The following is an 18030-nucleotide window of genomic DNA, read 5'->3' as shown; positions in this document are numbered from 1 at the left end:
CCACGGGGAGGCTCAGGCCCAGAGGCTGCCGGGATCGGTGAACTGCTGCGCCATGGCGGTGCGAATGGAACGCAGATGCACGCGCATGGCTTCCTCCGCAGCCCGCGCATCCGCCGCGGCAATGGCCGCGTAGATGGCCTCGTGCTCGGCCAGCTCGGTGGGCGCGCCCATGTAGTTCTGCAGCCCCGGAAGCACATGGTGGGCGCGGGCGGTCTCATCGAAGCAGCGCCGCAGGGAATCGGCCAGGCGTGAATTGCGCGAGGCGTCCGCGATCGCCTGGTGGAAGTCCTGCGCCGCATTCATGGCTCCCAGCGGATCCGCGGGGGAGAGTACGGCCTGGGTGTCGAGCAGCTGGCGCAGCTGCACGGTGAGCTGCTGCGGCAGGAACCCTGCGGCGGCAGCGGCGGCGTGCGGTTCCAGGAGCATGCGCAGGTCCAGGGTTTCCTGGACATCGTTGAGCCCCATGGTGCGCACCAGGTAGCCCTTCTTGGGCAGCACCGTGAGCAGGCCCTGGGAGGTAAGCAGACGCAGCGCCTCGCGGACCGGGGTCTTGGAGACGGAGTATTCCTCGGCCAGTCGCGGTTCGACCACGATGCTGCCCGGGGCGATCTGTCCGGTGAGGATGGCCGCGCGCAACTGGACGACCAGGCGGTCGGTGAGCGAGGGACTCATCGGCGGTTCTCCCTTGGGCAGGCGGGCCAGGGGCCCGCGTCACATTGGGCCGGCTGCGTCCGTGGCCCTTGTGAAAGATACTACCTGCCTGTTAGAAATATCTTTCAGGGATTTTTCATGGAGTTTTGAACGGATGGGTGTCAAGGATGACCACTAACCCCGCTTTGCACGCCGACGAACAGTCCACCGCCGGGAACCGACTATCCCCGGCCGGACGCCGTGCGGTGTTTGCCGCGGTGCTGGGCACGGTCATCGAATGGTACGACTACGCGCTCTACGGCGCCGCGGCCGGGCTGGTCATAGCCCCGCTGTTCTTCTCCGACGCCGTGGCCTCCGCCGCATCCATGATGGCGTTTGCCACCTTCGCGGTGGGATTCGTCGCCCGCCCGCTGGGCGGGGTCATCGTGGGGCACATCGGAGACAAGTACGGCCGCCGCCCCGCCATGATGCTCACGATCATCCTCATGGGCGTGGCCACCGTCGGCGTGGGCCTGCTGCCCACCAGCGCCGCGATCGGCGCAGCCGCCCCGTTGCTGCTGGTCATCCTGCGGCTGCTGCAGGGCTTCGGCGCGGGAGCCGAACTGGCCGGAGCGATGACGCTGGTGGCCGAGTTCGCCCCGCCCAAGCGCCGCGGCTTCTACACCTCGCTGGTGCTCTCCACCCCGCCGGCCGGCATCGCGCTGGCGACCTTCGCCTTCTTTGCCGTCTCCTCGCTGGGCACCGACGTGCTGCTGGGCTGGGCCTGGCGCGTCCCGTTCCTGGTATCCGCGGTGCTTTTCCTGTTGGCCCTGTACATCCGCAACCGGCTCGAGGAGACCCCCGAATACTCCCGGGCCATCGAGAAGGCCAGGGCCGAGAGGACCAAGGCGCGACTGCCGCTGCGCGACGTGCTGGCCCGCGACTGGCGCCAGGTGCTCATCGGGTTCTTCTCCATCACCGGGCACAACGCCATGAACTACATCCTTGCCGTCTACGCCCTGAGCCTCATGACCTCCCCGCTGGTCGGACTGGCCAAGCCGGACGCCCTGCTGGCCGTCACCCTGGGCTCGTTGGTTTCGGTCGCGCTGACCCCGGTGGGCGGCTGGCTCTCGGACAGGTTCGGGGCACCAAAGGTGCTGCTCTTCGGCTCCGTCATGGGCGCGGCCCTGGCCTATCCGATCTTCTCTCTGCTCACCGCCGGAAGCTTCGCGCTGGCCTTCACCGCCATTGCGCTGGGCTACGGGCTGGTCATCCCGGCCACCAGCGGCGCCCAAGGCGCGTTCCTCACCAACCTCTTCCCGCCGCAGCGCCGGCTCAGCGGCATCGGCGTGGCCCGCGAGACCAACGGGGCCGTGGTCGCCGGACTCAGCCCGCTGATCGCCGCGGCCCTGGTCAACGCCGCGGACGGCAGCACCCACCTGGCCGCGGGCTACCTGCTGGCCTGCTGCCTGCTCTCGGCGTTCGCCGTCCTGCTTTCCATGCGGGTTCCCGCCAACAACTGACCTGCCCGTCCACGGGCGCCACCCCGCCTCGTTTGCCAACGCACGAACCACAGAAAGCCGGACAGCCCCCACATGAAGCGTCGCCTGCCGCAGATTTCCGAACTCCGCTCGCTGATGAAGTTCGAGCCCGTCACCCTGGACCGGCGGGCCGCGCGCCTGGCCAAGGCCGCCGACGTGTGGGACCTGCGCGCCATCGCCAAGCGGCGCACCCCCACCCCGGCCTTCGACTACGTCGACGGCGCAGCGCAGCGCGAACTGACCTACACGCGCTCCCGGGAGGTCTTCGATGAGATCGAGCTGATCCCGCGCATCCTGCACGGCACCGCGAAGGCGGATCTGTCCACCACCATTGCCGGGGGCGCTTCCGCGCTGCCCTTCGGCATCGCGCCGACCGGGTTCACCCGCTTCATGCACGCCGAGGGTGAGACCGGCGCGGTGCGCGCCGCCGCAGCCGCCGGCATCCCGTTTTCCCTGTCCACCATGGGCACCCGCTCGCTGGAGGAAGTGGCCGAGGCGGCACCCGATTCCCGCCGCTGGTTCCAGCTCTATCTGTGGAAGGACCGCGAAAAGTCGCGCCAGCTGCTCGAGCGCGCCCGGGCAGCGGGCTATGACACGCTGCTGGTCACCGTCGACACCCCGGTGGCCGGCCAGCGCCTGCGCGATGCCCGCAACGGCATGGTCATCCCGCCGCGGCTGAACCTCAAGACCGTGCTGGACGCCTCCTACCGCCCCGAATGGTGGTTCAACTTCCTGACCACTGACTCGCTGAAGTTCGCCTCGCTGTCCAACAGCGCCACCGACCTGCCCACGCTGATCAACTCGATGTTCGACCCGACGCTCTCCTTCGCGGACCTGGAGTGGATCCGCTCCATCTGGGACGGCAAGCTCTTCGTCAAGGGCGTGCTCACCGCGGAGGACGCCCGCAAGTCCATCGATGCCGGGGCCGACGGCCTGGTCGTCTCCAACCACGGTGGGCGGCAGCTGGACCGCGCCCCGATCTCCTTCGAGGCGCTCACCGAGGTGCGGGCCGAGGTGGGTGCGGGGGTGGAGATCATCCTGGACTCGGGCATCATGTCCGGCGCCGACATCGTCGCTTCGCTCTGCGCCGGTGCCGACTTCGTGCTCATCGGCCGCGCCTACCTCTACGGCCTGATGGCCGGCGGCGAGCAGGGCGTTGCGCGGGTCATCGAACTGCTGGCCAAGGAAATCGAGGTCAACATGCAGCTCATGGGGGCCGCGACGATCGCGGACCTGGGCCCGGAGCTGATCCGCCGGCGGCCCGGGCGCGAATAAGGTCCGGCGGCCCATCGCCGGTAGACTCGTAGGCGTGCCTGCAGTCAAAATCCCCGCAACCATTGCCGCCGAAGTAGCCACCCCCGTCATGGGGCGCGCCGCGACGGCCGCCGGTTTTGCGCTCTTGTCCATTTTCTGGCCCGCCTCCAGTGCCAACAGCCAGGTGCTGGCCTATTCGCTGGCTGCCTTCATGGTGATCAGCGCGAAGTTCCTCTGGGACTACGCCAGCGCCCCGAGCGCCCCGAAGTCCGTACGGGGGCTTTACGCGGGGGCGGCGGTGGCCATGATCCTCGCGGGCCTGGTCATGGCGTTCCGCCCCGAGAACCTTGTTGTCGCCATCGCCGGGGCGTCTGCCTGGATCATTGCGGGGGTGCTGGAAATCGTGGTCTTCATTCGGCACCGCGCCGGTTTCCTCCCGTTCAAGGACCAGCTGGTCACCGGGTTCGTGTCCCTGGGTGCCGGGGCTTCGCTGTTGATGGGCCTGCAGCTGGACGCCCACGCGTTGCTCGGCCTGGCTGGCGGCGGCGCCATCATCCTGGCGGTCTTCGAATTGATTTCGGCCTTCGGCCTGCGCCATGCCGCCAAGGAACCCGAGCCCGGTCTTTGGAGCTAGAATAGATGTCGAACCAAAAACCTGTAGGAGGGCCTTTCGTGGGCAACACCCCAGCCAAGCAGAAGAAGTCCTGGCAGCAGAGCATCAAGGCACCCCTGTCCTTCTCCCTGGTCATGGCCATCATCGCCGGCGTCGTCGCCGCGATCTCGTCCACCGGCGGGTCGGACAACCCGTTGCGCATCGACATCGGGCTGGTGGCCTTCGGTGTCGCCTTCGTCGCGTGCCTGCTGGTCATCTCCGTGATGACCATGGCGGGCAAGGACAACCCCGAGGAAATGGGAACCGGAGCCGGGATCAACCGCTCATCGGAAACCCCGGACGAAAAGCCCGAGCAGAAGAACTAGATAAACCACGCTTTTGAACGATGCCGCCCGGGTTTCCCGGGCGGCATCGTTGCTTGGCGGCTGGTCCCGGGCAACCGGCTCCTCGCCGAGGTGCTTGGGTTCCTGGCCAGGGTGTGGGCCATCTCGATGGGCTACACGCAATTCCTCGTGGGCTGCGCGCCGGCCCCTGGTTAGAGCGCGGGCTCGGCGCCGTCTCGTCCGCCCCAGCGGTCCAGGAACTCGTCGTGATCCAAGTCCTCCAGGTCCGAGCGCACCATCGTCACCAGGGACTCGGCTTCCTCGATGCTGCCGGCATTGATGCGCAGCACCTCTGCATTGTTGTCGATCCGGTGGACCACGACTGCGGCACCGACGGCATCGGATCCGTCCCCACCGAAGAATGCATCGACCAGCCCCGCAGCCCAGCGGGCGGCGGCTCGTACCGGGCCGTCGTTGGACTTTTCCAGGTCGACTTCGTACTCGTCAGCGGCGTGTGGTTGCGGTACTTCTTCGCTGTTCACGGTGCTCCTCCGATCCACGGGCCGAATGCACTTTCGGCCATGGCACCAGTGTATGTTCACAGTCCGTGTTTTTGCTCGGATTTTCGTTGGCGGTATGCGCGCACGTGCTCGCGATTGGCGCAGTTGCCGGTGTCGCAATAGCGCTTTGACCGGTTCCGGGACAGGTCCAGCAGCACCGCCTCGCAGTCCTCGGCCGCGCAGATCCGCAGCCGTGACAATTCGCCCGAACGGAGCACATCCACCAGGGCCATGGCCGCCTCCACCGCCATGCGTTCGCTCAGCGGCGCCTCCGGCGTGGTGGCGTGGATGTGGTATTCCCACCCATCGTGCTTGACCAGCTGGGGCAGGGCACGGGCATTGCGCAGGATGTTGTTGACCTGGTCCACCGACTCCTGCTCGGACGCGAGCCACAGTCCGCGCAACTGGGCGCGCAGCTGCCGGACCGAGCGCAGCTCCGCGTCGTTGTGGGTCCGGGATCCGGTGAACCCCTGTGCCTTGAGAAACTCGTCGAGATCGGCGCGCGTGAGCAGGCCATCGGAAACCTGGGTTGACGAGTTGATGAGCGCCACGACACTCCCGAGGGCAACCTCCGTGTCAGGGGCAAAGATCATTGTGACTCCTGTGGTGCCATATGGATTGACGGGAGAACCCGCGTGGTTCTAATGTCATGATCATACATAGTTTTACTCCTGACGGGAGTGTGGCTTACGAGCCCGGCCCCTCGTCGGACCACCTTCGCCCTAGGGAGCGCACCGCCGTGCCAAGAGAAGAAATCCCCACCCAGTTGGCACAGCCGGCACTCCCCGCGGTCCCCGTGGCTTCCCCGCGCCCCCGTCTGGGAGGCGTGGGCATCGCCCTGTTTTCCTCGGCGGTCTTCGGCCTTTCCGGTTCCTTCGCCAAGTCCCTGCTGGAGGCCGGCTGGAGCCCCGCCGCTGCCGTGACGTTGCGCATGGCCGGGGCCGCGCTGGTGCTGCTGATTCCGACACTTTTGGTCATGCGAGGCAAGTGGCCGTTGGTGGCGAGCAATTGGAAGTCCATCCTGCTCTTTGGGCTATTCGGCGTCGGTGCCTGCCAGTTCTGCTATTTCCTGGCCGTCGAGCGGCTCGACGTGGGCGTGGCCCTGCTGTTGGAATACCTGGCCCCGGTGCTGATCGTGCTCTTCCTTTGGGTCCGACACCGCAAGACGCCCAAGGCCATGACGATCGGCGGCGCCCTGCTGGCGCTTGCCGGGCTGGTTGCCGTCCTGGATTTGACGGGGGAGACGCGGGTGGACCCGATCGGCGTGCTCTGGGGATTGGGAGCCGCCGTCGGACTGACGGTCTACTTCTTCGTCAGTGCCCGCGCCGACGGGGCGCTGCCGCCGATCGTGCTGGCCACCGGCGGGCTGCTCGTCGGGTCCATGGCCATGGGGCTCCTGGGACTGGTCGGTGTGCTGGACATGCAGGTGAGGTTCGTGCCGGTGAAGCTGGCCGATTGGGAAACCCAGTGGTGGGTGGCACTGGGCGGGCTGATCCTTTTCTCCACCGTCATTGCCTATGTCACCGGCATCATGGCCGCCCGGGCGCTGGGCTCGAAGCTCGCCTCCTTCATCTCGCTCACCGAGGTGCTCTTCGCCGTGCTTTGGGCCTGGCTGCTGCTGGGCGAACTGCCCGCCGGGGTCCAGCTGCTCGGCGGCATGTTGATCGTCGGCGGCGTGCTGCTGGTGCGAGCCGACGAATTGCGCAGCTAGCCGGGGCTGCCCCGTCCAACGTCCCGATGTGGCTGGGGGCGGTCAAGGCCAGTCGTTCTGCTGCCGGCGGTCCATCGGATTCAAGGCCTACGCCCGGCCGGAGACGAGGTCGGCAATCTCGGCAATGCGTGAGGTTGCGGATTTTCCGCGATTCTCCGCCTGGTCCGCCATGCCGTAGGCCTTGTAAAGCGCCTGAACGGCAACCCACCTGGCAGGTTCGACTTCCCAGCGCCGCACCTTGCGATTGACCCACGGCATCTGCGCCAATTCGCTTCCCGGATCCAGAATGAGGTCGCGCAGCGTGCGCCCGGCCAGGTTGGTGGCAGTCACTCCTGTGCCGACGTACCCGCCGGCCCAGCCCAGACCGGTGACCGGATCGAGGCCGACCGTCGCCTTCCAATCACGAGGGACGCCAAGAACCCCGGCCCAGGCATGGTCGATGGCAGCGCCTCGCGTAGCGGGGAACATGTCATGCAAGATGTTGGTGAGCAACGCGATCGTGCCGGGCTGGGTTGCCCCGTCGGTGTCGGTCCTTGACCCGTAGCGGTATGGCACTCCCCGCCCGCCCAGGGCGATGCGTCCATCGTGGGTGCGTTGGGCGTACATGTAGGCATGGGCCATGTCCCCCACGGTGTCCCTGTCGTTCCACCCGAGCTGTTCCCACACCGAATCAGGGAGCGGTTCGGTGGCAATCATCGAGGAGTTCATGGGCAGCCATTCGCGATGTGAACCCTTGAGATTGGCCGTGAAGCCCTCGGTGGCGCGCAGAATGTAAGTCGCTTCAACCGTGCCGTATGCGGTGATCGCCTTATGGGGTCGGATCTCCTCGACGGTGGTCCCCTCGTGGATGCGCACGCCCAGGCGTTCGACTGCGTCTGCCAGTCCGCGCACGAGCTTGGCTGGGTGGATGCGGGCCGCATGCGGGTGGTGAATGGAACCCAGTGCATTGGCGATCTGCACCCGTTCGCGGGTTTCTGCCGCGTCCAGCAGGCGGATGTTGGCCTCGGGCCACAGCGACTCGGAGTCCGCCTGCGCCTGGAGGCGCGCGAGCTGGGCCTCGTTGCGGGCGACGTTCAGTTCACCGCCCTTGTGGAAGTCCGCGTCGATGCCCTCCGTCCCCGCGGTGGCGATGACCTCGTCGACCGTCTCGTTCAGCAATTCCTGGAATCGCCCGACCTTCTTGCGTCCATGGGACTTGACGTATTGTGCCCGGCCGCCGGTGATCGAATTGGTGAGCCAGCCGCCGTTGCGCCCAGAGGCCCCGAAGCCGGCAAATCTGCTTTCGAGCACCACGATGTCCAGCGAGGGGTCCGCTTTCTTGAGGTAGTACGCCGTCCACAGGCCCGTGTAGCCCGCCCCGACGATAACCACGTCAGCGGTGGTGTCCGCCGTCAGCGGCGGGCGCTGGCCCGGGATCCCGTCGGCCGCGAACCAGAATGAAACGTTGCCGTTTACTGTCATGGAATAGCTCCTGGTGGTCTGGGTTGGATCAGGTGGTGGAGACAAGGTCGTGGTCGTTGAGCAGCACGCCGTGTTCGGCGTTCCAGTGGACCCAGGCGTTGTCTCCGGGGCGCAGGGAGGTGCCTCGTTCCCGCGGCGTTCGAACGATGCCGGTGGTGCCGTCGGGCAGCAGCAGCTCGTACTTGTGCCCGGAACCCAGGTAAATGTTCTGGATGATCTTGACCGGGACCATTGTTGAGCCCAGCGGGACCTCGGATTCGGATTCGGCAACGCGCATCTGTTCCGGGCGCAGGACAAGCGCCCCGCTGGAAGGCGTGCCACCACTCGCGGCGCCGTGGATCGTCGTGCCGTGGAAGTCCATGGACCAATCGGTGCCGTTGCTGGAAACCGCGGACTTGAAGACCGTTGATTCCCCCATGAATCTGGCAACGAAGAGGCTCTCGGGCCGTTCGTAGAGATCGCTGCTGGTTCCCACCTGCTCGATGCGGCCGTTGTTGAAGATCGCTATCCTGTCGCTGAGGATCAGCGCTTCCTCTTGGTCGTGGGTGACGAAAACGAAAGTGCGGCCCACTTCCTGGTGGATGCGCTTGATTTCAAGTTGGAGCTTTTCGCGCAGGTTCTTGTCCAGGGCGCCGAGGGGTTCGTCCATGAGGAGGGCCATCGGGTCGAACACCATGGCGCGGGCGAACGCGACGCGCTGCTGCTGGCCTCCGGAGAGCTCCTTCGGGTAGCGGTCCTGGTAGCCGGCAAGCCCCACGGTTTCCAGGATTTCTCCGATCATCCGGGCCTGGGCCTCCTTGGGGATTTTGCGTTGGCGCAGGGGGAAGGCGATGTTCTCGGCGACGTTCATGTGCGGGAAGAGGGCGTAGTGCTGGAAGACCACGCCCAGCCCGCGCTTGTGGGCCGGGACGTTGTCGACCCTGCGCCCATCGATTTCGATGGAACCGCTGGACAGGTCCGTGAATCCCGCGATGAGGTTCAGTGTCGTGGTCTTGCCGGAACCCGAGGGGCCCAACAGGGTGATGAATTCTCCGGGCTTGATGCTCAATGAGACGTCGTCGACGGCGACCGACTTCTCATAGCGCTTGGTGGCGTTGCGGACATCGATGCTGATCCCGGTTCCCGGTTCTTGATTAGACATGTTTCCTCCTGCGCATGCTCAAAAGGCCAACGGCGATGATGACGGTGGTGAGCAGCATGATCATGGTTGCGGCGGCTGCGATGGTCGGATCGGTGTCGCGGGTGACCGATGCGTACATCTTTACGGGCAGTGTTTCCAGATAGGGGCTCTTGATAAAGATTGAGAGTACGACCTCGTCGAACGAGGTGACGAAGGCGAAGAGTGCGCCGGAGACGACCCCCGGCATGATCAGCGGCAGCATCACGGCGCGGAACGACTCCCAGCGGGTTGCGCCCAGGGAAGCCGCCGCTGTGCTCAGACGTTCGTCATACCCCGCCAATGCCGCCGTAACGGAGACCAGCACGAAGGGGATCGCGAGAATCGAGTGCGCAGCCACGAAGCCCAGCAGAGTGCCGAGGAGCTGGAAGCGCAGGAACATGGCGTAGATTCCGATGGCCAGGATGATCGAGGGGACCACCAAGGGGGCGAGCACCAGCACCTGGGAGGCCTTGGCCCAGCGACGCCGCTTCCATCGGCTGATGCCCACGGCGGCGGCGGTGCCGGCGCTGGTGGCCACCACGACGACAATCAGCGCCACGAGGATCGAATTGCCGAAGGCAGAGGTCCAGGCCGGGTCCTCAAAGAAGTTCCTGTACCAGCGCGTTGACCATCCGGTGGGCGGGAAACTCAACGACGCCTTGTCGGTGAAACTCAGCGGGATGACAACGGCCGTGGGGGCGATGAGCAGGAAGGCCACGAGGGCGGTGTAGAAGCCCAGCAGGCCGCGGGTCAGGGGGCTGTGTTTCACAAGAGATCTCCATCGTCACCGGTGCTGCGTTTGCTCCGCTTGGTCAAGAGCGCGAGCAATCCGAGCAATAGAAGGGTTGCCGTCAACAACAGGACGCCCAACACGGAACCGCGGCCCCATTCGAGCTGTCCGTTGACCTGGACGTAGATGTACTGGGAAATGAGCATCTGCGAGGGTGAGCCGAGCAGCGCCGGGGTGATGTAGAAGCCCAGTGCCTGGATGAAGACCAGCAGTGAACCGGAAATCACCCCGGGCATGGCCAGCGGGAAGAAAATTTTGGCAAAAGCTACTGAAGGGCGGGCGCCAAGGCTTGCCGCGGCCTGCACCAGGCGCAGGTCAACGTTCTTCATGGCCGAATACAGGGGAAGCACCATGAAGGGCAACAGCACCTGGACCATGCCAATGAGGATGCCGGTGGTATTGCGTATCATGCTGAAGGGCCCGAGCCCCACCCAGGAGAGAATTTCGTTGACCAGCCCGGTGTCCTGCAGCAGGATGATCCACGCGAAGCTGCGGATCATCAGCGAGGTCCAGAACGGGATCAACACGATGACGATCAATGCGGTCTTCGTTCTCGGGCCGGAGATCGTCATGAAGTAGGCGTATGGATAAGCCAGCAACAGGCAGATGGCGGCCGAGAGGAAAGCGATCCACAGGGTGCGGCCAAGGATCATCCAATTCGCCGAGTCGGAGGCGAACCACTGGTAGTTCTGCAGCCCCGGGACGGGATCGGAGACGCTGCGCCACATGGACTCGGCGAGGGGGTAGGCGAAGATTCCCAGCGCCAGGGCAAGTGCCGGGAGAATCAGGAACGCGGGCCCCAGATGCAACCCCCGTTTGGGGGAGCGGGGCGCGGCCGTGAGTTCCGGCGAGGATTCCTCGCGCACGCTCTCGAGGGTAGGGAAACTCATTTTGCGACCCAGGCGACCCATTGCTCGGCGACGTCGGTGTAGTTCTTGCCCCACCAGTCAAAGTCGCCGACCAGAGTCTTGGCCGCGATGGCAGGGTCGGTGATCAGGAAATTCTTCCCTGTCGCGTCCAGCTTTGGCCTGGCCTGGGTGTTGATGGGGGAGTACGACGATTCCTCGGTGAGCTTCGCTTGCTGCTCGGCCCCCAGGTAGTAGTTGATCAAGGCCATGGACGCCTTGGGGTTCTTTGCACCCTTCGGGACGGTGAGGGTGTCCATCACGACGACCGAGGCATCCCACACGGGGGCATACTGTGCGCCGTTCTTGACGGCGCCGAACGCGCGGCCGGACCACATCACGGACATGTCCACTTCGCCGGATTCCAGCATTTGCTGCGCCTGGGCGCCGGTGGTCCAGTAGACGAGACTGTCCTTGATGGTGTCCAGCTTCTTGAAGGCGCGCGGCAGGTCCAGCGGGTAGAGGTCCTTGGGTGCAACGCCGTCGGCGATCAGGGCGCCTTCGATGATGCCGCCCTCGATGTTCTCGGTGCCGTCGATCGAGCGTTTGCCAGGATACTTCTCGGTATCGAAGAAGTCCTTCCAGCTGCTCGGGGCGTCCTTGTACTTGTCGGTGTTGTACATGAAGACGTTGGCATACTGCATGGCGGGAACCGCGCATTCACTGACCAATTCCTCGGGGATATTTGAGACGTCGATGATGTCGTAGTCCAGCGGCATCAACTCGGTGCCGCATTGGCTGGCGGCCCAGTAGGAACCGGTGTCCACGACGTCCCAGGACACGTTGTTCGATGCGACCTGGGCCTTGATCTTGGAGTATTCGGTGGGACCGTCCGAAAGGATCTTGGCACCGGACTCCTCACCGAATGCGGTGACCGCCGCCGCCATCTGGCTGTCTTGGTAGAGACCGCCGTAGGACACGAAGGTGAGCGTGCTGCCCTTGAGCGCATCGGCCTTGATGGTGCCTGCCTTGGCTGGGCCGTCCCCCAGATCGATGTCCGATGCTGCGGGGGCGCTGCCCCCGCAGGCCGTGAGGAGCAGGGCCGAGGCCGCCGCCAGGGACAGGGCTACACGCCCTCGGTTCTTGCCAACCATGGAATTGAACATTGCTTCTCCTACGTCGTGGTGTGGATGGTCATTTCGTTGGGGAGTCTGTCGTTGAGCGGTTCTGCCTAGCTGGTGGGAGGGGACACGACCCAGAGGACCTCCGCGGATTCCTGCTCGAGGTTGCGCAGTCCGTGTTCGATGGAGGAGAGGTATTCGATGCTGTCGCCTGCCTCGAGGACGTGCTTTTCCTCGCCAACGTCCAGATGCACGCGTCCTCGAAGACACATCACGAATTCCTGGGAGTTTCCGTGCCGGTAGTGCTCATGGCCCGTACTGCCGCCCGGCTCGATGTCCGCGGTGCAGATCTCCAGGTTTCGGAGCGGGGCACGGGTCAGGATGAACTTGGTCAGGCCATCGGCCATGCGGATCGTTGGTCGGTCGGCCTTGAGCAACACCCCCTGGGAATTTCTGATACTCCCTTCGATTAGCTCGGCGGTGCTAACTCCCAGTGCGGAAGCAAGGTTCTTGAGGGTGGCGACGGAAGCGTTGGAGCGGTTGTTTTCCAGCTGGCTGATGAATCCGGGACTTAGCCCTGTGGCGGTGGAGAGTTTGCGCAGGGTCAGGCCGCGAAGTTCGCGCGCGGCTTTGACGCGGAACCCAAGAGTGTCGTTTGCATCTGAATCCATTTAGAAAACATCCTGTTTGATGGAAGTAATCATTGTGTCGTGCGTCACTATGCAAAGTGTTTACCTCACCCTAGGTCAAGAAGGCGTGGCGCACAATGATGAATTGACCGCAAAGCTTCCGGCCTAGGACTTTCGGTGCGCAATCCCGTGGTGGCGTAGGTTGGCACCATGGAACAACGAGGGCGGCCGAGAATTTCCGCTGAATCCCTGGAGCCGATGCTGCGTGCGACCGTCGAATTGATCGCCCGGCGCGGAGCCGCCTCGGTCACGATGCGGGACATTGCCGCTGTCGCAAATGTTTCCGTGGGGCGCCTGCAGCACCATTTTGAAAACCGCAGCAAGTTGGTTCACAAGGCCCAGGAATGGTACCTGCAGTCCGTGGTCGATGACATGGCGGTGATTGCGGCAGGCTCCGCGGGACCCTGGGAGCGCCTGCTGGACATGTGTCGATATGCGTCCCACGGTGGCAATCGACGCCAGCGCGTCCTGGTCTGGATCGACCTGCTCGCGCAGAGTCAGCGTGACGCACAGGTGCAACTTCTGGTGTCGGAGATCAATGCCCGCTGGTGTGCGGTCATGGAGGGGATCATTGCCGAGGGCGAGGCGGCCGGGGCCTTTCGGCCGAGCCTGGGTGTTCGGGAGACGGCCGAAACGCTCGTGCTGTTGGTGGACGGGATCGATGTTGCCGCGCTCACCGACCCGGGGTCCGTTGCGTTGCCGGACCAGAGGCTGGTCGCGGCGGCTGAAGTGCTTCTTGGCTTGCAGGGTACCTCTCCGGCCGATTCCTAGCATGGCTCCATGGCCATTGACGCCCCGGGCAATCATTGCCAATATGGGCGTATTGGAAAATGGGTTTGCCCCTTTCGGGCCCCGACTCCGCCGCCCGAAAGGTGCTATCCCATGACAACTGCCCCGATTCCTTTGTCCCGGACCCGACCGCGGGATGGGGCTCTGACTCCGGGCAAGCTAGGGCCCGTTTCCGTGCGGAACCGGATCTTCAGCTCGGCACATCAGACATCCCTGGTCGAGAACCACGTTCCGACCGACGATCTGCGCGCGTATCACGAAGAGCGCGCACGGGGCGGCATCGGGATGGTTTTTCTGGAAGCGACCGCGGTGCACCCCAGCGGGCTGCTCACGGCGAAGACCCTGGGCGGATACCTGCCGGAAATTGTCGAGCCACTTTCGGCCGTGGCCGCTGCGGTGCATCGGCATGGCGCCAAAATGCTCGTGCAACTCTTCCACGGTGGTCGCGAACAAATCGCGTCGGCACCGAAGGCTCCAGCCCTGGCGCCCAGCGCGGTGCCTTCCACGCGGTTCCATGTTGAACCGCGGGCCATGGACGACGACGACATCCGCGAACTGATTGCCGGCTACGCACTGTCGGCAAGGAACATGGCGGATGCAGGCTTGGATGGCGTGGAGATCTCGGCCTCCCATGCCTACCTCCCCGCCCAGTTCATCGCCCCGCGGAGCAACCTTCGTACCGATCAATACGGCGGGGACCTACGCAACCGGCTTCGATTCCTGCTCGAAATCGTCGCGGAGGTTCGCGCCAACATACGCGAAGACATGGCATTGGGCATACGAATTGCGTTGGACGAGATCAGTCCAGGGGCCATGTGCTACGACGAATGCGCAGAAGTCTCGACGATCCTGGCCAGGGAAGCCGGAATAGATTTTCTTTCCTTCGTCGTCGGGGATTCGGCCACCTACCAGGGATCGACTTTCATAGCCCCGCGGGCGGCGTCGATGCCCCACAGCATTCTCGAGCGCATGAATGGAATCCGGGAGAGAATCGATGGCTCGGTAAGCATCATGGCCACCACCCGAATCACCGATTTGGAGGAAGCCGACACGGCGGTGGCGGGAGGGGCCCTGGACTTCGTGGGCATGACGCGAGCGCACATTGCCGACCCGCATTTGATCCGCAAGGCAGGGACCGGGGAAGAGGGCATTCCCTGTATTGGCTGCAATGTGGGATGCATCGGCCACTACCATGCGGGGCTTCCCATCGCCTGTGTCATGAACATCGCCACCGGGCGAGAAGCAAGCCAATCCCAGCCGGCACGACTGGAGCTGAGCACGGCTACAAACTCCGTGGCCATCATCGGCGCAGGCCCTGCGGGAATGGCGGCGGCTGTTTCAGCGGCCCAGCATGGAAGACGCGTGACGGTCTTTGAAGGCCGAGAAATGATCGGTGGGCAGCTGCGCATGGCCGGGGTCGCGCCCGAACAGCAGAGTGTCTGGAAGGCCTGGCGCGTGTGGGCCGAGCGCAGCATCGAGGAAAACGGCATCGAAGTTCGACTCGGTGAACAACCCACCGCCGCGGTGCTCGCCGGCTTCGACTCCGTCATCGCGGCCACCGGGGCAAGGCCCTACCGCGACGCGGCGATTTGGGCGGCAACGACGCAGAGAAAACTGCTCGATGCATGGCAGGTCCTGGACGACCCACAGCTGGTCAATGGGCCCGTGCTCATTGCCGACTGGGGCGGCGACCCCACGGGCCTGGACTGTGCGGAACTGCTTCTGGGACTTGGCCGCAGGGTGTATTACTCCTACGCCGGTCCCTCACCGGTCGAGCAAGTCCACCAGTACCAGCGGAACGGCTATTTGGCCCGCTTGGACGTCGACGAAATGACGATGCTGCCGCACCTGGAACTGGCGGCGGGGACCGACGAGTTGGTTCTGCGAAATGTGTTTTCCGGGCGCATTCGGGAAATTCCACCGGAAATCAAGACAATCGTGGCATCACACGGACGAGTGCCCCTCACCCCTGCGGGTGCGGCCGACATGGCCGGTCGGAACAAGGTCATCGGCGACGCCCTGGGCCCGCGAGGCTTGGAAGAGGCAATGCTCGAAGGCTCGAGGGCCGGAGCAAATGCGCCCTGGCCGTGACCTGAATGATCGATGCGATCACCCGGGCCACGGCCCCGCGTTCGTTCACGTTCCCGCAAGTGGGACCACGAACCAAGGCGCGACTTCGCGAGGGCGCTACTTGCGTCCGAAGCTGCGCAGGCGCAGCGAGTTGGCGACCACCAGCACGGAGCTGGCGGCCATCGCGGCCCCGGCGATCATCGGGTTCAGGAACCCGAGCGCGGCGATCGGGATGCCGGCGGTGTTGTAGGCAAAGGCCCAGAACAGGTTCATCTTGATGGTGCCCAGGGTCTTGCGGGACAGCTCGATGGACTGGGCCACCTGGGACAGGTCGTTGCCCATGATGGTCAGGTCCGCGGCCTCGATGGCGACATCGGTTCCCGATCCCATGGCGATCCCCAGGTCGGCCTGGGCCAGTGCAGGGGCGTCGTTGACGCCGTCGCCGACCATGGCGACCACCTGCCCGCGGGCCTGTAGCTCGCGCACGGCCTGGGCCTTGCCGTCGGGGAAAACGTCGGCGAAGACGTCGTCCTCGGCGATGCCGACCCGTGCGGCAACCAGCTTGGCCACCGCGGCGTTGTCGCCGGTGAGCAGGACCGGGCGCAGGCCCAGTTCCTTGAGCCTGGCAATGGCGGCGGCGGAGGATTCTTTGATGGTGTCGGTCAGGTTCACCAATCCGGCAAAGGACCCGTCGACGCCAACCATGATGGAGGTGGCGCCGGCCCGCTGCGCTGCCGCAGGTCCGGCACGGTGCCCATCGGTGAGTTCGATGCCGTTTTCCTTCAACCAGCTTTCCCGGCCCGCGACAACCACGCGGGTGCCGACCGTGGCGCGGACGCCGCCGCCCGGTGCGGAATTGAATCCGCTGGTTTCCCGCAGCGCTGCCTTGGCGCGGGCCGCGGCGACGATGGCGTGGGCGATCGGGTGTTCGGAGCCGGACTCTGCGGCCCCGGCCAGGGCCAGCAGCTCCGGCTCATCGAACCCGGCGACCGGGTCCAGCGAGGTGACGGCGAGGTTGCCCTCGGTGATGGTTCCGGTCTTGTCCAGCAGCACGGTGTCGATCTTGCGGGTGTCTTCCAGGACCTGCGGTCCGCGGATCAGGATGCCCAGCTGGGCCCCGCGACCGGTTCCCACCAGCAATCCGATCGGGGTGGCCAGGCCCAAGGCGCACGGGCAGGCGATGACCAGCACGGCGACGGCCGCGGTGAAGGCAGAGTTCAGATCTCCGGTGAACATCAGCCAGAGGACGAAGGTGAGAACCGCGATGACCAGCACGATCGGAACGAAGACGGCGGAAATGCGGTCGGCCAGTCGGGCGATCGGTGCCTTGCCGGTCTGCGCCTCGGACACCAGCCGGCCCATCTGGGCCAAGGTGGTGTCCGCCCCGACGCGGGTGGCGCGCACCAGCAGGGCCCCGGAGGTGTTGATGGTGGCACCGGTGACGGTGTCGTCCGGACCCACCTCGACGGGCACCGATTCGCCGGTGACCAGTGCGGTGTCGATGGCCGAGTGTCCCGTGACGACGAAGCCGTCGGTGGCGATCTTTTCCCCGGGCCTCACGACGAACTCGTCGCCGGGAACCAGCTCGGAGGCCGCGATCTTGGTCTCCACCCCGTTGCGCAGCACCGTGGCTTCCTTGGCGCCCAGGTCCAGCAGGGCCTTGAGGGCGTTGCCGGCGCGCGACTTGGCGCGGGCCTCGAGCCAGCGGCCCAGCAGCAGGAACGTGGCCACGACACCGGCGGTTTCGAAGTAGAGTGCGTGTTCGCTCATCGACATGCCGATGTGAGCCGTGATGTTCGGGTCGGCGATCAGCTGCCAGAGCGAGAAGAAGTAGGCTGCCAGCACGCCGATGGACACCAGGGTGTCCATCGTGGAGGCGAAGTGGCGGGCGTTGATGGCCGCGGCGCGGTGGAAGGGCCAGGCGGACCAGAAGACCACGGGGGTGGACAACGCCATCGCGACCCAGCCCCAGTGCGGGAATTGCGCCGGGGGGATCATGGAAATGATGAAGAGCGGCACGGTGAGGATGGCGGCCACGATGAGCCGCTTCCTCAAGTCCCCGCCGACGGGTCCGTGGTCGTGCATGCCGGCTGCATGCGACTCGGGTCCGTGTGCCGGTGCGGTGCCGTGATTCCCGTGTTCGCCACCGTCGCCCGCCTCGGGCGCCGGAGGGGTTGCGGCCGCAGGCATCGCGGCGTGGGCGTGCTTATCGGGCTTGACCTGTGCTTTGTATCCGGCGGATTCGACGGTTGCGATGAGTTGGTCGTCGCTGACGGATTCCGGGACGGTGACGCGTGCCGATTCCAGCGGCAGGTTCACCAGGGCCTCGACGCCCTCGATCTTTCCGAGCTTGCGTTCGACGCGGCCCACGCACGATGCGCAGGTCATGCCCTGGATGTCCAGGTCGACGATGCGTTGGTTGACGGGGATGTCGGTCTCGTTGCTCATGGTTCCGTTCCTGGGGTTTCCGTCTG

Annotated in this window: 17 protein-coding genes; 7 read left to right on the top strand and 10 right to left on the bottom strand. The window is 65.3% G+C overall.

The features are described 5' to 3' along the window. Nucleotides 1-12 precede the first annotated feature (12 nt). Nucleotides 13-672 carry a GntR family transcriptional regulator gene (locus tag ACIPVK_RS05195; RefSeq protein ID WP_407610897.1) on the bottom strand — a complete coding sequence of 220 codons (660 nt, stop codon included), beginning with the start codon at nt 670-672 and terminating at the stop codon, nt 13-15. 146 nt (nt 673-818) lie between these two features. On the opposite strand from ACIPVK_RS05195, the gene ACIPVK_RS05190 reads away from it, so the two are divergent. The 4 genes from ACIPVK_RS05190 to ACIPVK_RS05175 all read left to right on the top strand — a co-directional run bounded on the left by ACIPVK_RS05190 (nt 819) and on the right by ACIPVK_RS05175 (nt 4403). Then, nucleotides 819-2153 (top strand): MFS transporter, encoded by a 1335-nt coding sequence (locus ACIPVK_RS05190; RefSeq protein WP_407610896.1) that lies wholly within the window; start codon nt 819-821, stop codon nt 2151-2153. A gap of 72 nt (nt 2154-2225) precedes the next feature. Further along, nucleotides 2226-3446 (top strand): alpha-hydroxy acid oxidase, encoded by a 1221-nt coding sequence (locus ACIPVK_RS05185; RefSeq protein ID WP_407610895.1) that lies wholly within the window; start codon nt 2226-2228, stop codon nt 3444-3446. Nucleotides 3447-3480: 34 nt separating this feature from the next. Then, nucleotides 3481-4059 (top strand): hypothetical protein, encoded by a 579-nt coding sequence (locus ACIPVK_RS05180; RefSeq protein WP_407610894.1) that lies wholly within the window; start codon nt 3481-3483, stop codon nt 4057-4059. Between the two features lie 38 nt (nt 4060-4097). Continuing rightward, complete coding sequence (locus ACIPVK_RS05175; protein WP_407610893.1) at nt 4098-4403, top strand: hypothetical protein; 306 nt, start codon at nt 4098-4100, stop codon at nt 4401-4403. A gap of 170 nt (nt 4404-4573) precedes the next feature. Here the strand turns inward: ACIPVK_RS05175 and ACIPVK_RS05170 are convergent, their stop codons facing one another. Beyond that, entirely contained in the window at nt 4574-4903 is a 330-nt protein-coding gene (locus ACIPVK_RS05170; RefSeq protein WP_407610892.1) for a hypothetical protein, read from the bottom strand. 56 nt (nt 4904-4959) lie between these two features. Next, nucleotides 4960-5514 (bottom strand): CGNR zinc finger domain-containing protein, encoded by a 555-nt coding sequence (locus ACIPVK_RS05165; protein ID WP_407610891.1) that lies wholly within the window; start codon nt 5512-5514, stop codon nt 4960-4962. A 146-nt stretch (nt 5515-5660) separates the two neighbouring features. On the opposite strand from ACIPVK_RS05165, the gene ACIPVK_RS05160 reads away from it, so the two are divergent. Then, complete coding sequence (locus tag ACIPVK_RS05160) at nt 5661-6632, top strand: EamA family transporter (RefSeq protein ID WP_407610890.1); 972 nt, start codon at nt 5661-5663, stop codon at nt 6630-6632. Nucleotides 6633-6719: 87 nt separating this feature from the next. Here the strand turns inward: ACIPVK_RS05160 and ACIPVK_RS05155 are convergent, their stop codons facing one another. The 6 genes from ACIPVK_RS05155 to ACIPVK_RS05130 form a co-directional block, all read right to left on the bottom strand. After that, complete coding sequence (locus ACIPVK_RS05155) at nt 6720-8093, bottom strand: NAD(P)/FAD-dependent oxidoreductase (RefSeq protein ID WP_407610889.1); 1374 nt, start codon at nt 8091-8093, stop codon at nt 6720-6722. 28 nt (nt 8094-8121) lie between these two features. Beyond that, a complete protein-coding gene (locus ACIPVK_RS05150; RefSeq protein ID WP_407610888.1) occupies nt 8122-9234 on the bottom strand; it encodes an ABC transporter ATP-binding protein in 1113 nt (370 codons plus the stop codon). Continuing rightward, a complete protein-coding gene (locus ACIPVK_RS05145; protein ID WP_407610887.1) occupies nt 9227-10021 on the bottom strand; it encodes an ABC transporter permease in 795 nt (264 codons plus the stop codon). Before ACIPVK_RS05145 ends, ACIPVK_RS05150 begins: the two co-directional genes overlap by 8 nt. Continuing rightward, entirely contained in the window at nt 10018-10932 is a 915-nt protein-coding gene (locus ACIPVK_RS05140) for an ABC transporter permease (RefSeq protein ID WP_407610886.1), read from the bottom strand. The genes ACIPVK_RS05145 and ACIPVK_RS05140 overlap by 4 nt, the downstream gene beginning before the upstream one ends. Beyond that, on the bottom strand, nt 10929-12053 hold the full coding sequence (locus ACIPVK_RS05135; RefSeq protein ID WP_407610885.1) for an ABC transporter substrate-binding protein: 1125 nt from the start codon (nt 12051-12053) through the stop codon (nt 10929-10931). The genes ACIPVK_RS05140 and ACIPVK_RS05135 overlap by 4 nt, the downstream gene beginning before the upstream one ends. Before the next feature lie 65 nt (nt 12054-12118). Further along, nucleotides 12119-12679, bottom strand: coding sequence for a helix-turn-helix domain-containing protein (locus tag ACIPVK_RS05130; protein WP_407610884.1), 561 nt, complete (start codon nt 12677-12679; stop codon nt 12119-12121). A gap of 168 nt (nt 12680-12847) precedes the next feature. Here ACIPVK_RS05130 and ACIPVK_RS05125 point away from each other — a divergent pair, with 168 nt between their 5' ends. Then, nucleotides 12848-13468, top strand: coding sequence for a TetR/AcrR family transcriptional regulator (locus tag ACIPVK_RS05125; protein WP_407610883.1), 621 nt, complete (start codon nt 12848-12850; stop codon nt 13466-13468). A 9-nt stretch (nt 13469-13477) separates the two neighbouring features. Then, nucleotides 13478-15577, top strand: coding sequence for an FAD-dependent oxidoreductase (locus ACIPVK_RS05120; RefSeq protein ID WP_407610882.1), 2100 nt, complete (start codon nt 13478-13480; stop codon nt 15575-15577). 96 nt (nt 15578-15673) lie between these two features. Here ACIPVK_RS05120 and ACIPVK_RS05115 read toward each other — a convergent pair whose 3' ends face one another. Beyond that, entirely contained in the window at nt 15674-18004 is a 2331-nt protein-coding gene (locus ACIPVK_RS05115) for a heavy metal translocating P-type ATPase (protein ID WP_407610881.1), read from the bottom strand. Nucleotides 18005-18030: the final 26 nt, after the last annotated feature.

It is taken from the genome of Paeniglutamicibacter sp. MACA_103 (assembly GCF_045798555.1).
In the GTDB taxonomy this organism is placed as follows: Bacteria; Actinomycetota; Actinomycetes; order Actinomycetales; family Micrococcaceae; genus Paeniglutamicibacter.
The sequence above is the reverse complement of the archived record's forward strand: the minus strand, read 5'-3'. Positions and strand labels throughout refer to the sequence as shown.